This window comes from Cohnella sp. WQ 127256, from assembly GCF_024519285.1.
GTDB lineage: Bacteria > Bacillota > Bacilli > Paenibacillales > Paenibacillaceae > Cohnella.
The window spans coordinates 177,772-192,929 of sequence record NZ_JAMZCY010000009.1; the positions used below are offsets into that span (position 1 = coordinate 177,772).

Below are 15,158 nucleotides of genomic sequence, written 5' to 3' on the forward strand. Positions count from 1 at the left end.
TAAGCTTTTCATGACATCTAACCAATCATACGTTAATTTACGACTTTTCATCGATCTATCCGTTAAATCGGGACAATTATTCGCCACCATTACCTCATCATTCCCGACGCTCCTCACGCAACGGCATTGCATCCAGCGGAACACTCGTAGCATCCACCTGCTCAAACTGAGCTTGAAATCGACCGTTGTAGCGGAAAACAGGTCCGAGAATCCGGTTTGTCACCTCAACAGAAATTTTGTACGTCTCTTCTTCGTCATCAAACCATTCGCATACTTCAGCAATACCCGTAAAGAGTGACGGGAAGCGAAATTGAATCCCCCTCTCGTAGAAGCGCTGCTCCCCGGAACGGATTTTAATGCCACCATTGTCCTGTACCGACATTTGCAAATCTACCGCAAGGTGCTGCTTCGTTCCCAAATAATCTACGATCTTCTGCCGCTTTGAGCTATAGATCATCGTAGCGTCGAAGCAACGGATCGCATTTGGAAATTTGAACTTCCGACACCATGTCACTGTTTCACGTCCGAAGGAATCCAGATAAGCATAATTTCCGATTGTAAAAGGAACCTTCTCTCCTCCCTGAGGGAACATAATGTTGCGAGACGCACCTACAAATAGAGGAAGTGCTGCCCATTTGGAGTACCATATCCGATCCATTACCCCTCGTCCGATCGAGGCTATTCTATCAACGCTACTAAAACTGAAACGCTGCTGGATGCGGGGATGTAGCTTACCAAAATCATCTCCCAATACTTGCTCATAAATTGACGTCATCTTAAATCTCCTCTCTCTGTTCAGCTTCCCGCTTTTATCGATTTTGGACTCGGCCGACGAAGACAGTTCGCAGCATTCGGCAAATCATGAATCGTTCTCATTGCAAACAGTCCCAGAACGCCCATTGCTATACTCAGCGTCAGAGGATTAAACGACGCTTGCAGAAGCTCGGGGCTTCCTATTATGGCAGCAATACCAAGCACTAGCAGCGCCAATGCCTGAAGCTTGAAAACCCATTTCTTACGATGCTTGAAGTAGAGAAGTAAGGCAAAACCAACCTCAGCAGCTCCAACAATAGACAGTATGACCTCTTCCGATCCGGGAAACCATCCCGTCTTCCGAAGGAGTGTCATCTCTCCAGACTCCGGAAACAGTAGCTTAGGCACTATACCCTGATATAACCATATAAGCATGAGCGAGATGACCGACAAATAATGGCCGAGTGTCCGTTCCATTGTGATCACAGGGGCAGTCCCTTTTTCCAGCCATATCCTCAATCGATCGAAGCTCCAAGCCGTCGCATAACCAAATAGCGGACGAAACAACAGCCTGTCCATCCATCTGCCAACCGCGCCAAATCTTGTCTGGTAATCGTACTGCGTAATAAACGTAATTTCTCTTCCATTACTATCCGGCTTGTATTTCCAATACCCCCCACCGATGCGGATTAGAGATATCCGTTGCTCCGATCCGAATTTCAATGTAGACACTGGTTGATCCTCCTGATCCTGTGTTATTGCCTTTGTTTCTCCGGTTCCTTTTATGTTAAGACCAAACCCTATCCGCGTCCGATAAAGAAATTTTTGCAGTGGATCGCCAATCTCACGAGGTAAATAGGCAATTTCAGAAAATCGTAAATCCCACTCCTGATGGAGCTCTGGCGTTTGGGTATATTTCCACAATTGATCCAGCTTCGTCTGCATCTTGATTTCCACATAGATCGGTTTAGACTTCATCCTTATCACTCTCCCATCCGTAATCTAGAAATCGGCTGCGGATGCTTTCCGTAGGAATTAGACAGCTTTCCTGATGGCCGAACCACCGATAACGTCGACTGGCAATGAAATCATACACCCGATCACGGATGAATAATGGGACGACCCTTGCAACAAATAATAAAGTCCACAACCTACCAAGCTTCCGGCAAGTCCGAAGTGCCGCTGTCGATTTTGTGTAGTAACGATCGTTATCGATCATTACGAAAGTATCCAAGTCATTCCTAAGCAAGCCACCTTTAAGTAACAGCTGCTGTCCTACTTCAGATTGTAGTGAAGCAAATCGAAATTGGGCTCGTGGATCTCGCTTAATAACAAATCGAGTAATCCCATGGCACAAATTGCACTGTCCATCTATAAGTAAAATTATGGGCTCGCCTAATTGACTCTCTATATGTCTCATAGCACGTCCCCCCTTCACTACCTTGATTATAAATCTTAGAGGCGCTCTTGCTCAGTACCAACTTTCAAGGGTCAAACGCAAATAAGGTACTACGAAGTATAGTACCCACCGTCAACATTCGGGTAATTTCATCCTACCGTAAGCCTTTCCTCCGTACCTTCTCCACAGCTTCCTTGCTGCTCTTTACGCCAAGCTTTTTCAGTATTTTGTTCACCTGGTTTTTGAGAGTACTTTCCGCTTTATGAAGCTTTTGTTCGATTTGCGGTTGCGTATTTCCTTCCTCTATCAACTCGAACACTTCACGCTCTGCTGGGGTAAGCTCCTGTAATTGCTCCTCACGCTTCAGACGAGCATATTCCTTTAGTAATGCATCCATCGCCGATGGGTGATGGTAGGCGCTACGAATAGCCTGCGGAATGTCTTTAAACCTTGTTTTCTCGATATAATTCACAGCCCCCGCTGTAAAAGCTTGAGTAATGATGCTCTCCTCATTTACCGAAGTTAACATAATAATTTTGGCCGGATGGATGTCGTGCATTTCCACAGCAACGTTGATCCCCTCCATTCCACCTTCCGTTAGCTGAATATCCAGGAGTACCACATCGAACTCAAGCGTCCTTGCTAGCCTGATCGCTTCTGCAGACTGCATAGCTGCGCCAACGACAAGGATGTCTTCCTCATGGTTCAAAAATGCCGTCATCGCTTTGACCCAATCGGGATCATCCTCTACTAACAACACCTTGATATGATTCGTCTTCGACATCTCAAATCCCCCCCTTTTCCTTCTTCTTCCTTGGGAAATGCAATGTAAACCGCGTTCCTTCGTTAACGCGACTAGAAATATCGACTGATCCGCCGCTCTTACGCATCACATTGTACACATAGGATAACCCTAGTCCGAAATTCCCGCTATTATTTTTGGTACTGTAGAAGGGCTCGAACACATGGGCAACAACATCGTCTGCAATTCCCGCTCCTGTATCTTCTATCGACAAAGCTAGTCCCTTGCCATTCTCGGATAGAACAACGCGAATTGTTCCCCCCTCCTTCATTGCTTCCGCTGCATTCAATAAGAGGTTATCTATGACTTCTTTCAAGTGAACGGGATCGCATAAGAGTGTTGGCCTCACGAAAAAATCCTTATATACGGCTATCCCGTCTTTATCCATTCGGAGTTGATTATGTGCGAGACATTGCTCTACCAGCAAATCCAGCCTACAGAGCTCGGGCTTGAGCACAATATCTTTCATTCGGCTATGAATTCGCTCCACCATAGCAAGCATGTGATCCGATGAATCCGTTATGATTCGCAAGTGCTGCTGTGATAGCTCGTCCTCGGTACTTATACCTCTTTTCAAATTTTCAGAGCTAATTGCGATCTTTCCAATCTCATTTTTCAATGTATGATTCAGTAACCTGGCCCCTGTACTTACGGATTTCATCGTATTATCCAACGGATCTCGCTCGAATCGTAGTCTTACTCCTAGAACACCATAAACAAATACGCATAATACGGCCATCCCAAAGGAATAGATTAAGAAATAGGATACATACTCGAAAAACTCAAAATTGGGATAAATCACTTTAGCAACATAAATAAAAAGGAGTGCAGCCAGCAATGTGGGCACGATGATCAAGGTTGTGACTAACCTATTTCTCCATCTGCCATGATTGTTTTCCATCCATAGCGATACAACGAGCAAACAGCATCCACCTAAATAGTAAGGAGCAGCCCATGTTAGCACCAGCTTATAATTAATTGCCATGACAGGTTCAAATTTGGTGATCACAGCCATCATTGCAACAGGAATAAGTAACAAACCTTTTAGCCATGATTTCCATTTATCTTGATTCACTAGATCGGAATACGACATACAAAAAATAACGACCGCATAGGGCGTAACCGTCAAATTCACAAATTGGATTGCATCAGCCCAACCTTCATAACGAGCGTCACGCAGTTCATCTATAAGCCCTCCTAAAGAAGCGGAGACTAGGAAAATCGCTGCCCAACGATTACTTTCACTTCTTGGGTTGCTGACGATTAGTATGAGTGCTGACACTAGAAGTATCGCGAAGTAATATAGCATTTTGATCTATCCTCCCACCGGAAAAGCAGCTTTCTAAAAGCTCCCTCGCTACCCATTTATCTCCTAGTCTTCGCAAATTACATTGGTTTTTTCTCGCTAAATCCCAGTAGGTTCCTTGACTTGATTTGGGTACTATACTAACATTAAGGCAGTATGAATACTATGGTAGTGTCTTATTCGTTACTCCATGTATGTACTTAATGCCAAATCTGTTTCCTAAGGAGGTGCTCACGTGATATTAAAAAAGCATGACCACTTAGGCCGTCGCATCATACAGTTCATTACTCTAATGTTCGTTTTAATCAGTTTCACATTTATATCTACCCACCATGTTGAGGTGCGGTCTGTAGTGAAAGAAACTTCACAGGTTCTATCCGACTACAAGCTAAAGTCTTTCGTCAAGCCACGTCCTGCCGCATCGATCCTAAGAGTCGGTTTGACTCCTGAACTTGTTGCTTTTGTCATCTTTTTGATTAAGCAGGTTTTTGTCCCCCTACTGACAACCCCGATTTATAAACGTTTCTCTATTATTTCAACTCTTATTAAACGTTTATTTCTAATGCCTATAAAACTCACTTCCACCTCCATCGTGTAATCTAATCCTTTTCTTTAATTTCCCCTACCTTACTACTTTCTTTTTTGAGCCTGTTCATATCTATTCACACAACGATTTAATACTCAAGGGTAGAACCTTTATTTTGGCATGCTAATTTTATCCGAATTTATTTTACACCCCTTATTTCTCTACGCTTTTTTTCAAGCTGAAGAGAAGTCGTGTTTCATATACACAAAAAAACCATTACATTATCGCGGAGGTTATTCAATTGAATATTAGAGAATCTGACTTGCCTGGAATCGGGCATAAGTATTTGATGGAAACACGCAGTGGAGACAAAATGGTCATTATCATTCATGACGATGGGCGTAGAGAGGTTTACCATTTCCATCATCAAGATCCTGAGGAAAGCCTATCTATGGTCACCCTCGACGATGACGAAGCGAGGTTAATTGCAGCTATTATTGGGGGAATGAACTATACTCCACGAGCACTGGACTCGATCGACATTGCCTTGAACGATCTAACAATTGAATGGCTTAAAGTAGAAGCTAATACTTCGTATTTAGGTAAAAATATCGGTGAGTTGAACATCCGTCAAACGACTGGCGCCACAATCATTGCTGTCGTTGAAAAGAACCATAATAAACAAATTAATCCGGGACCCGATTATATTTTGCAAGCTGATTCAACCTTAGTCGTAGCCGGAGAAAGATTACAACTGAAAATGTTTAAACAGTTTCTACGTGGAATTGAATAAGCTTCGATTTACAGCTTATTCCAAGCTTATATGCAATGAATTCAGTTCAATAGGGGGTACCAATGGTAGATACAATCGTTTTTGAAGTCGGTCTAGCAATTGCCTTGCTTGCAATTGTAGGAGTCCTCGCAAATAAATTAAAATTTTCCGTCATTCCCTTTTACATTTTAATTGGTATGGCAGTTGGTCCGCACGCACCTCATTTCGGGATGATCGACTTACGCTTCATTGAGAGTTCAGTATTTATTGATTTTTTGGGACGGCTCGGTATTTTATTTTTACTCTTTTATTTAGGCCTAGAGTTCTCAGTCAGTCGGTTGGTGAAATCGGGAAAATCAATTATTATCGGCGGCTTAGTCTATATTCTTATTAATTTCGTATCCGGGTTACTTCTAGGATGGGTATTGGAGCTCCCTATCAAAGAGACTCTAGTCGTATGCGGAATCATGACAAGCTCATCAACGGCAATCGTTGCCAAGGTGTTAGTCGATCTCAAGCGCTCAGCAAATCCTGAAACAGAAATTATTATGGGTATGATTATGTTTGATGACTTGTTTATCGCCATTCATATGTCCATATTATCCGGATTATTATTAAGCGGGGCTACTTCCATATCGGGCATTTTGATCACCACGTTCTCTGCTCTTATCTTTATCCTGGTGTTCATTATATTCGGTAGGAAAGTAATCAAATATATCGATAGAGCAATTAACATTCAATCCTCAGAATTGTTCTTATTAATCATTTTAGCTGCCTTGTTTATGACAGCAGGCTTCTCGGAAACACTTCATGTCGCAGAGGCAATAGGTGCATTATTAATTGGACTTGTATTAGCAGATTCCGCCCATGTGAAACGAATCGAGCATTTAGTATTACCTTTTCGTGATATTTTCGGTGCCCTATTCTTCTTTAGCTTTGGACTAACAATCGATCCCCTTTCTCTCGGTGGCGCGGTATGGATGGCCATTGCTGCCGTGATCCTGACACTCATAGGAAATGTGGTTTCTGGATTATTAGCCGGACGCATCGCAGGCATTTCAACACGTTCTTCTCTTAATATTGGATTTACATTAGTTTCAAGGGGAGAATTTTCGATTATTATGGCAAGCATCGGTAAAGCGGGTGGGCTACTTCCGTCCATACAATCTTTTGCAGTCTTATATGTATTGATCCTATCCGTATTAGGCCCGTTATTAACCAAAGAATCCAAAAGAGTCTATAACTTATTTCATAAGATTAGTACCTTAAGAGGTAATAAGAAACAGGAGGGGAAAGTGTAATTTATCAGCTGAGAAGGAGATGAATAGGATGACGATGTTGAATATAAACGGAACTTCATTATTTTATGAAATTCATGGGAGTGGAACACCCCTCATTTTTATTCATAGTCATGGATTATCCCATGAAATGTTCTTTCCTCAAATCCAATACTTTAGCAAAAAATACAAGGTTGTCCTCGTTGATCTAAGGGGAAATGGAAAATCCGGAGATTTGAAAATATCAAACGATGAAATCATGATAGCCCAAACCAACGATATTAAAATGCTACTTGAATATTTGGACATTTCAAAAGCGGTTTTCATAGGAGTATCAGATGGTGGCTTATTGGTTCAGAAATTCTCTTATTTATATCCGGAAATGGTTAGTGCCATCATTCTATCGGACAGCTACAGTAACAATAAGATGAACGGTTTGTTCGGCAAGTTAGCTTCTGTAATCCAAGCAGCTTCTTGGGTAACTTACTATCTGCCTAGTGAATTATTTCTACGTTCTCTAAAAATAACTTATTATAGATGGAACATAGCCTATAGCGCTTTAAGAAATGAAACCCTCAAAAAAAGACCGACAAATTGGATCAAACAAAGAATCGCACTTAGCAAGGTCGACCATACCTCATTGCTACCTCATATTAAAGTCCCTGCCTTATGTGTGGTTGGAGATTTTTCGTCGGATGGTATACGTCGGATGCAAGAAACAGCAGAATTGATTCCCAATTCACGGTTCAAGCTGATCGAAGATTCATTTGATCCAAGCAATCTGTGTCAGCCCCGTCAGTTTAATGATACGGTCATGGGGTTTCTCGAAGCTAACAAGGATCCAAGCATAAACGGCTAACGCCGTCCTTGGGGATAGAATAAAACCCACTCCCCTCTTTAACAATCAAAGATCGGAATGGGCTTAATGAACTCACTTGATAAGCTTGTTGAGATTTGAAAGGATATTAAAGCACGGAAGCTGGAAGGTCTATTGTGTTAAGTCATCAGGACCTTCCAGTGTCATCCGTCCAAGCTTGCCTGATCGAAGGTCTCTCAGTAGTAATGTCGCAGCCTTCTCGTAATCAACATTTCCTCCACTTACGATACACCCACGACGTCTACCAATACTCTCCAGAACTTCAATCGCCGACTGCATATCCGGCAATTCCGACGGAAGCCCTTCCAGTCCATATCGTTCACTTAAGGCAGAGCTATAATTCTCCACAAGCACCCGTAGCACGAAGCAAGCAACTTCATCAATATGAATGACATCTTCCTTGATTGCACCCGTAGCTGCAAGTCGGAAGCCTGCGATAGGATCATCGAATTTAGGCCACAAAATCCCAGGGGTGTCCAAGAGCTCAAGCTCTCCACCGAAACGGATCCACTGTTGCCCCTTTGTTACGCCTGGACGATCACCAGTAATGGCAATACTACGCCCAGCTAGACGGTTGATGAGAGTCGACTTCCCCACATTCGGTATTCCAACAATAAGCGCACGAATCGGACGGGGCTTCATCCCTTTGTCGATTTGGCGCTGGATCTTCTCTTTCACCAGTTCCTTCGCTTTGCTTGCAAGATCTTTAACTCCTGTGCCTACATTCGCATCTATCGCGTGTGTCGCAAGGCCCTTCGCACGGAAATATCGGCTCCACTCCGCCGTTTGCTCGGGGTCCGCCAAATCTGCCTTATTCAACAAGACAAGACGCGGCTTCGAGTTTGTAATTTCATCGACCATCGGATTTCGGCTCGATTGCGGAATGCGAGCGTCCAACAGCTCGAATACGACATCGATAAGTTTAAGCTTTTCTTCGATTTGTCGTTTCGCCCGGGTCATATGTCCGGGAAACCATTGTATCGTCATCGTAGATCACCTCTCATACATAAAGAAACGCGAGGGGGAGTCCCCTCGCCAGCTTAATGCTTCACTAGTTTAAATTCTTTAATCGGCCAGAAGATCAAGTCAGCACGTCCGACGATCTCATCCATTTGAATGTAACCGATCATTCGGCTATCCTCACTGTTTGAACGATTATCCCCCATGACGAACACTGTACCCTCAGGCACTGTACCCTCTGGAAATTCGTTGTTTGGAAAGTTCGAGCGTTCATCATTTTGTTTATTATACAAGACTCCTGCTGCATGAGCCTCATCATACGCACTCTTTAAGTAAGTTTCGTCCAATGGTTCCCCATTTATGTATACTTGATCGCCTTCGACCTTAACCGTATCTCCCGGCACCCCAATGACTCTCTTAATGAAATCCCGTCCTTCATCAGGAACGTGAAATACGATTACTTCTCCGCGTTTAGGTTCGCGAATATCGTACAAAATTTTATTAACAATGATTCGTTCGCGATTCAAGAAGTTGGGCTGCATCGAGGGACCATCCACAATAAACGGACTCACGAGAAACCATCTTATGACGAATACGAGTATCCCTGCAATGGCTAATGCTTTAATCCATTCTGTTAATTCTTTCCCAGCACGAGATGTGTTCGGTTGATTAGGTCCGCCAGAACCAGAAGCACCCTGCTCCGAGCTTGCTACGCGTTCACCCCGTGAACCCTCTAGTTGTTGATCGCGAATCGCTTGATCATCGGAAGCAACGTTTGTTCCTAGCTCGGCTGATTCGTTTGGTTTATTATTCTGATGTTGATCCATCCGCAATCGCCTCAAGCTTTCTTATAAAAATACAAAAAGGAGGACTTGAACACTGCCAAGCCCTCCTCTGACGCCAATTATCGAATTTCTTTGATCCGTGCTGCTTTACCACGCAGGTTGCGTAGGTAATACAGTTTCGCGCGGCGAACTTTACCGCGACGAGCCACTTCGATCTTTTCTAAACGTGGGGAATGTACTGGGAAAGCACGTTCTACACCAACGCCATAAGAAATTTTACGAACCGTGAAAGTTTCGCTAATACCGCCGCCGCGACGTTTAATAACAACGCCTTCGAACAACTGTACGCGCTCACGGGTACCCTCGACGACTTTCACGTGTACTTTAAGCGTATCGCCTGGACGGAAACTAGGAATGTCCTTGCGCAATTGCTCTTGCGTGATCGCTTGAATAAGGTTACTCATTAAGTGTTCACTCCTTCCATAACAGACGTTCTTACCCCGCTCCCCCAATGTCTTGCATTCGGATCATGGCGTGTAGAGGACCGTCCTACTTGTGTTTTCTATCAGTCAGCTCCAGATGGAGCAGCTAGACAAAACAACATTTGAAATTTTATCATATTCACGAATAAATTACAACCATAGCTTTATGGCTTCGTAGCTTGTTCACGTTCCATTCGTACTTTTCGCAGCCACTTACGCTCCTCTAGAGTCAGCTCAGCTTGTTCAAGCAACTCTGGGCGACGGACTAACGTTCGCTCAAGCGATTGTCTTCTCCGCCATTTGATAATTTCCGCATGATGACCAGATAACAGCGTATCTGGAACCTTCCACCCTCGGAACTCAGCCGGTCTCGTATAATGCGGATATTCGAGTAATCCATCGCTGAAGGAATCTGTCACCGCAGATTGATCATTTCCTAGCACACCGGGAAGCAGCCTAACTACAGAATCAACGACAACCATAGCTGGTAGCTCTCCACCGGTAAGCACATAATCTCCAACCGACAGCTCGTCCGTTACGAGGAACTCTCGTATGCGCTCGTCATAGCCCTCGTAATGACCGCAAATGAAGATCAGGTGTGATTCATTGGACAACTCCTGCGCGATCTCCTGAGAGAACGGTGTTCCTTGTGGGCACATGAGAATGATCCGCGGCTTCACTCCTGTAGCTCGTTGTTCGTTCTCCGTAAGTAAATGCTCAACCGCTCCAAAGATCGGCTCCGCTTTCAGAACCATACCGCCACCGCCACCGTATGGCGTATCATCAACCGTATTATGTTTATTGTTTGAGAAGTCACGGAAATTCACAGTATTTAGGGAAACAATTCCTTTGTCCCTTGCTTTACCTAAAATACTAGAGCCAAATACACCCGTAAACATTTCTGGGAATAATGTTAACACATCAATACGCATTTCTAGAGCAACCCTTCCAACAAACGCACTTTAATTTTTCGAGCTGCGACATCAACATCAATAAGAACATCATCGATAACCGGAATGAGAAGCTCCTTGCCATTACTCATCTTCACGATCCATATATCGTTAGCTCCTGTGGACATAATATCCTTTACTGATCCAAGTTGCTCTCCTTCCTCCGATTCAACTTCACAACCAACGATATCACGGTAGTAGTACTCACCCTCTGGCAGGGGTACACGCTCGTTGTCTGTTACTTTTAGTTCCCAGCCTTTATATTTTTCAACCTGATTAATGTTATCGAAGCCTTTGACTTTAATGACATACATCGCCTTTTGTTCACGCGAAGAAACAATTTCAATCGTAATTGGCTCACCTGTTTCAGGAGGAAACATCAATAGCTTACTTCCTGGCTTAAATCTAACCTCAGGAAAATCAGTTTGCGTCCATACTTTTAGCTCACCTTTAATGCCGTGCGTGTTCACAATTTTACCTATATTGAGCAAACGTTCTTCAGACATGTAATAAACTCCCTTCGATTCGCTACAAAAACTTCAGTACTTATAATATAGCACCGGAGTCAAATTTCGCAAATGAACGCATCAAAAAGCCGCACCATGCTTAACGCACGATACGGCTTAAACTGCCAATTATTCTGAGACAATGTCCACGATGACGCGCTTCCGCTCTTTAACTGCAGCAGAAGAGACTACCGTACGTACCGCTTTAGCAATACGTCCCTGCTTGCCGATTACTTTGCCGACATCGTCGGGATGAACGGAAAGCTCGTACACCAGGCCTCTCGCGTCTTCCTTGACCTGAATTTGCACGTCTTCCGGATGATCCACCAACGCTCGGGCAATAACCCGAATCAATTGTTCCATGGCTCAGCCCTCCGGTATTTAGACGATTACTTCTGGAGCTTGGATTCGTGGAATTTCTTCATGACACCGGCTTTGCTAAGAAGGTTGCGAACTGTATCGGACGCTTGTGCGCCGTCTTGCAGCCATTTCAAAGCTTTTTCTTCATCGATTTGTACTTGAGCCGGATTAGTAACCGGATTGTACACGCCGATTTCTTCAATAAAACGACCATCACGTGGCGAACGGGAATCCGAAACAACTACGCGATAGAATGGAGCTTTATGAGCACCGATACGTTTCAAACGAATACGAACTGACATTAACTTTCACCTCCTTAAGTAGAAATTATTTAGAACGAATTTAGAATGGGAATTTCATATTCTTGCCGCCACCGAACATGTTTTTCATGGCTTTCATGCCACCCTTAGGACCTTTAGGGCCCATCATGCCGGAAAACTGCTTCATCATTTTCTTCATATCCTCGAATTGCTTAAGCAATCGGTTAACATCGGCTAACGTCGTTCCACTTCCTGCCGCAATCCGTTTACGACGGCTGTAGTTAATGATATCAGGCTTCTTCTTCTCCACCTTCGTCATCGACTTGGCAATCGCTTCGGTACGTGCGATTTGTTTCTCGTCGATCTTGAAGTTCGGATTGCCTTTAAGCTTGTTCATTCCAGGCATCATATCCAAGAGTTGATCTAGCGGTCCCATTTTACGAACCTGCTCCATCTGCTCAAGGAAGTCATCGAAGGTGAAATCCGCGGTGCGCATCTTGCGCTCCATCTCCGCAGCCTTCTCCGCATCCATGTTCGTCTGCGCCTTCTCGATGAGTGAAAGCATATCGCCCATGCCGAGTATCCGCGAAGCCATCCGATCGGGATGGAACGCTTCAAGCTGGTCAATCTTCTCCCCAGTAGAAGCAAACTTAATTGGACAGCCGGTTACAGCTTTAACGGAAAGTGCGGCACCCCCACGAGTATCTCCGTCAAGCTTTGTAAGAACGACTCCGGTTAAAGCAAGCTGTTCGTGGAAGCTCTGCGCGACGTTAACGGCTTCTTGCCCTGTCATTGCATCGACGACTAGTAGAACTTCATCGGGATTGACAGCCGAATGAATATCTTTGATTTCTTGCATAAGCTCAGCATCAATTTGCAAACGACCAGCCGTATCGATCAGAACGTAATCGTTACCTTGCTCTTTAGCTAATTGAACACCTTGCTTCGCAATTTCAACAGGACTGACCTGATCGCCAAGTGTAAATACCGGCACATCGATCTGACCCCCAAGCACCTGAAGCTGCTTAATGGCGGCAGGACGATAAATATCGCCAGCTACGAGAAGCGGCTTATGGTTCTGGGATTGCAGAAGCTTGGCCAACTTACCCGTTAGGGTTGTTTTACCTGCCCCTTGCAAACCTGCCATTAGGATGACTGTTGGAGGTTTACTTGCTTTCGCGAGCTTCTCCTGTGTTCCACCCATTAGCTCAGTCAATTCTTTGTTTACGATGTCGATGATGACCATCGCAGGAGTGAAGCTCTTGACAACTTCAAGTCCTGTCGCTTTTTCCTTCACCTTAGCGATGAAGTCTTTGACAACCTTGAAGTTAACGTCTGCTTCCAACATCGCTAGGCGCACCTCGCGCATCGCTTCGTTGACGTCATCCTCTGTGACTTTACCTCGACCCTTCAGCTTGCCGAACACATTCTGAAGCCGAGTTGATAATCCTTCAAATGCCATAGTCCCATCCCTCCTTCGGAACGGTTTATACGTAATCTATTATTGTTCTTAGGTTCTGAAATGTCATTCTGCATTTCGCAGCTTAGACGCAGTCTCGATAAGAGATTGCTGCAACTCATGAGGTAGATCGGCAATCTGAGATTCAAGCTGATCAATGCCTGCATTCATTCTTGCGTGCCGGTCTGCTAGCTGAAGCTTGGACTCATATTCCTCTAGCACTTGCTCAGCCCGCTTGAGATGTTCATAAACCGCTTGTCTGCTAATCTGAAAATCGGCGGCTATTTCCCCTAATGTATAATCATCGTGAAAATAACATTTCAAGAACGTCTGCTGCTTTTCGGTTAACAAGGGTCCATAAAAATCAAACAACTCATTGATTCGGTTCGTCTTCTCTAGTGCATTCTCCCCGCTCACAATGGTTGCCCCCTTCATTAGCTGCGATTCAATCGTGCTCGATGATCTAGCTTACGACATCGCATCTCATTGTCAAGGCAAAGACCTTTACAACCAAACTACTTTCACTATGTTACCCAAAAAAAAATAAGATGTCAAGGTAAATCCCTTAACATCTTAATATTAATCATTTCCATGGACATCAAGCCCACTTGGGTATTGCAGAATCAGGAATCAACAAGTGATGGGTTACTCCGCTTCTGTATCCTCCGACTCATCTTTACCCGCCAGATCGGCGAACAAAGCGTGCACGAACTGATCTGCATCGAAATGCTGCAGGTCGTCCATCTTCTCCCCTAGTCCAACGAACTTGACGGGAAGCGACAGCTCGTTCCGAATCGCGATAACGATTCCACCTTTGGCCGTTCCATCTAGCTTAGTCAACACTAATCCGGTAACACCACTCTTCTCGCCAAACATTTTAGCTTGCTGAAGCGCGTTTTGTCCCGTCGTTGCATCAAGAACAAGCAAAGTTTCGTGCGGTGCACCTGGGATTTCACGTTGGATAACGCGATGGATCTTTGCAAGCTCCTCCATTAAATTGGATTTGTTCTGGAGTCGTCCCGCTGTATCGCAGATTAGTACATCAACGTTTTGTCGCTTAGCTGCTTGAACAGCATCGAACATTACCGCTGCAGGATCAGATCCGGACTCCTGCTTGATAACGTCTACTCCGACACGTCCACCCCATACTTCCAATTGCTCAATTGCTCCTGCGCGGAAAGTATCTCCTGCAGCTAGCAGCACCTTCTTGCCTTGCTGCTTATACTTCCATGCTAATTTCCCGATCGTTGTTGTTTTACCAACACCATTCACGCCGACGAACAAGATAACCGTTATTCCGTTAGGGTTTTCATTAATGCCAATCTCTTGACTCGACCCTTGCAACATAGCGACAAGCTTCTCGGACATGATCGGCTGAAGCTCAGAAGGGAGCTCGATTTTGCGCTTTTTCACTTCATCACGCAATTCATCAATTAATCCCATAACGGTATTGACGCCGACGTCGGCTCCGATCAGGATTTCTTCAAGCTCTTCAAAAAACTCTTCATCTATTTTCTTGCGTCTGCTGAACAGCTCCGCAACTTTACCGACGAAAGCTTCTCGTGTCTTCGCCAAACCTTCGCGGAATTTGCTCGTTACCGCCTCAGTCTTGGAAGCAATGGATTCCTTAAGTCTCTTGAAAAAACTCATATTTGTTTCCTCCAGCCTATTGCTAATCTTACTC

The 15,158-nt window shown here is 44.4% G+C and carries 18 protein-coding genes; 3 read left to right on the top strand and 15 right to left on the bottom strand.

Annotated features, from left to right (window positions below; genetic code table 11):
* Positions 1-97: 97 nt before the first annotated feature.
* The 5 genes from M1K58_RS24090 to M1K58_RS24110 all read right to left on the bottom strand — a co-directional run bounded on the left by M1K58_RS24090 (position 98) and on the right by M1K58_RS24110 (position 4,263).
* Entirely contained in the window at positions 98-775 is a 678-nt protein-coding gene (locus M1K58_RS24090) for a DUF4166 domain-containing protein (protein ID WP_256761444.1), read from the bottom strand.
* Positions 776-795: 20 nt separating this feature from the next.
* A complete protein-coding gene (locus tag M1K58_RS24095) occupies positions 796-1,731 on the bottom strand; it encodes a DoxX-like family protein (protein ID WP_256761445.1) in 936 nt (311 codons plus the stop codon).
* Entirely contained in the window at positions 1,721-2,173 is a 453-nt protein-coding gene (locus M1K58_RS24100; protein ID WP_256761446.1) for a thiol-disulfide oxidoreductase DCC family protein, read from the bottom strand. Before M1K58_RS24100 ends, M1K58_RS24095 begins: the two co-directional genes overlap by 11 nt.
* A gap of 133 nt (positions 2,174-2,306) precedes the next feature.
* The gene (locus M1K58_RS24105; protein WP_256761447.1) at positions 2,307-2,936 is read right to left on the bottom strand and encodes a response regulator transcription factor; all 630 of its coding nucleotides are present in this window, start codon (positions 2,934-2,936) and stop codon (positions 2,307-2,309) included.
* 1 nt (position 2,937) lies between these two features.
* Positions 2,938-4,263 carry a sensor histidine kinase gene (locus tag M1K58_RS24110; RefSeq protein ID WP_256761448.1) on the bottom strand — a complete coding sequence of 442 codons (1,326 nt, stop codon included), beginning with the start codon at positions 4,261-4,263 and terminating at the stop codon, positions 2,938-2,940.
* Between the two features lie 824 nt (positions 4,264-5,087).
* On the opposite strand from M1K58_RS24110, the gene M1K58_RS24115 reads away from it, so the two are divergent.
* The 3 genes from M1K58_RS24115 to M1K58_RS24125 all read left to right on the top strand — a co-directional run bounded on the left by M1K58_RS24115 (position 5,088) and on the right by M1K58_RS24125 (position 7,694).
* Entirely contained in the window at positions 5,088-5,579 is a 492-nt protein-coding gene (locus M1K58_RS24115) for a cation:proton antiporter regulatory subunit (RefSeq protein WP_256761449.1), read from the top strand.
* Between the two features lie 62 nt (positions 5,580-5,641).
* Positions 5,642-6,859 (top strand): cation:proton antiporter, encoded by a 1,218-nt coding sequence (locus M1K58_RS24120; protein WP_256761450.1) that lies wholly within the window; start codon positions 5,642-5,644, stop codon positions 6,857-6,859.
* A gap of 28 nt (positions 6,860-6,887) precedes the next feature.
* Positions 6,888-7,694 carry an alpha/beta fold hydrolase gene (locus tag M1K58_RS24125; protein ID WP_256761451.1) on the top strand — a complete coding sequence of 269 codons (807 nt, stop codon included), beginning with the start codon at positions 6,888-6,890 and terminating at the stop codon, positions 7,692-7,694.
* A gap of 129 nt (positions 7,695-7,823) precedes the next feature.
* Here M1K58_RS24125 and ylqF read toward each other — a convergent pair whose 3' ends face one another.
* From ylqF to ftsY, 10 genes are all read right to left on the bottom strand, one after another.
* A complete protein-coding gene (gene ylqF / locus M1K58_RS24130) occupies positions 7,824-8,699 on the bottom strand; it encodes a ribosome biogenesis GTPase YlqF (protein ID WP_256761452.1) in 876 nt (291 codons plus the stop codon).
* Between the two features lie 53 nt (positions 8,700-8,752).
* Positions 8,753-9,499 (bottom strand): signal peptidase I, encoded by a 747-nt coding sequence (gene lepB / locus M1K58_RS24135; RefSeq protein ID WP_256761453.1) that lies wholly within the window; start codon positions 9,497-9,499, stop codon positions 8,753-8,755.
* A gap of 77 nt (positions 9,500-9,576) precedes the next feature.
* Complete coding sequence (rplS, locus tag M1K58_RS24140) at positions 9,577-9,921, bottom strand: 50S ribosomal protein L19 (protein ID WP_256761454.1); 345 nt, start codon at positions 9,919-9,921, stop codon at positions 9,577-9,579.
* A gap of 182 nt (positions 9,922-10,103) precedes the next feature.
* Positions 10,104-10,871 carry a tRNA (guanosine(37)-N1)-methyltransferase TrmD gene (gene trmD / locus M1K58_RS24145; protein WP_256761455.1) on the bottom strand — a complete coding sequence of 256 codons (768 nt, stop codon included), beginning with the start codon at positions 10,869-10,871 and terminating at the stop codon, positions 10,104-10,106.
* A gap of 2 nt (positions 10,872-10,873) precedes the next feature.
* Positions 10,874-11,395: a ribosome maturation factor RimM gene (gene rimM / locus M1K58_RS24150; protein ID WP_256761456.1), complete on the bottom strand. Its 522-nt coding sequence runs from the start codon at positions 11,393-11,395 to the stop codon at positions 10,874-10,876.
* 129 nt (positions 11,396-11,524) lie between these two features.
* Positions 11,525-11,758: a KH domain-containing protein gene (locus M1K58_RS24155; RefSeq protein ID WP_256761457.1), complete on the bottom strand. Its 234-nt coding sequence runs from the start codon at positions 11,756-11,758 to the stop codon at positions 11,525-11,527.
* A 26-nt stretch (positions 11,759-11,784) separates the two neighbouring features.
* Positions 11,785-12,057 carry a 30S ribosomal protein S16 gene (gene rpsP / locus M1K58_RS24160; RefSeq protein ID WP_256761458.1) on the bottom strand — a complete coding sequence of 91 codons (273 nt, stop codon included), beginning with the start codon at positions 12,055-12,057 and terminating at the stop codon, positions 11,785-11,787.
* A 40-nt stretch (positions 12,058-12,097) separates the two neighbouring features.
* The gene (ffh, locus tag M1K58_RS24165; RefSeq protein WP_256761459.1) at positions 12,098-13,477 is read right to left on the bottom strand and encodes a signal recognition particle protein; all 1,380 of its coding nucleotides are present in this window, start codon (positions 13,475-13,477) and stop codon (positions 12,098-12,100) included.
* A 63-nt stretch (positions 13,478-13,540) separates the two neighbouring features.
* Positions 13,541-13,891 carry a YlxM family DNA-binding protein gene (ylxM, locus tag M1K58_RS24170; protein ID WP_256761460.1) on the bottom strand — a complete coding sequence of 117 codons (351 nt, stop codon included), beginning with the start codon at positions 13,889-13,891 and terminating at the stop codon, positions 13,541-13,543.
* A 228-nt stretch (positions 13,892-14,119) separates the two neighbouring features.
* Entirely contained in the window at positions 14,120-15,124 is a 1,005-nt protein-coding gene (ftsY, locus tag M1K58_RS24175) for a signal recognition particle-docking protein FtsY (protein WP_256761461.1), read from the bottom strand.
* Positions 15,125-15,158 lie beyond the last annotated feature (34 nt).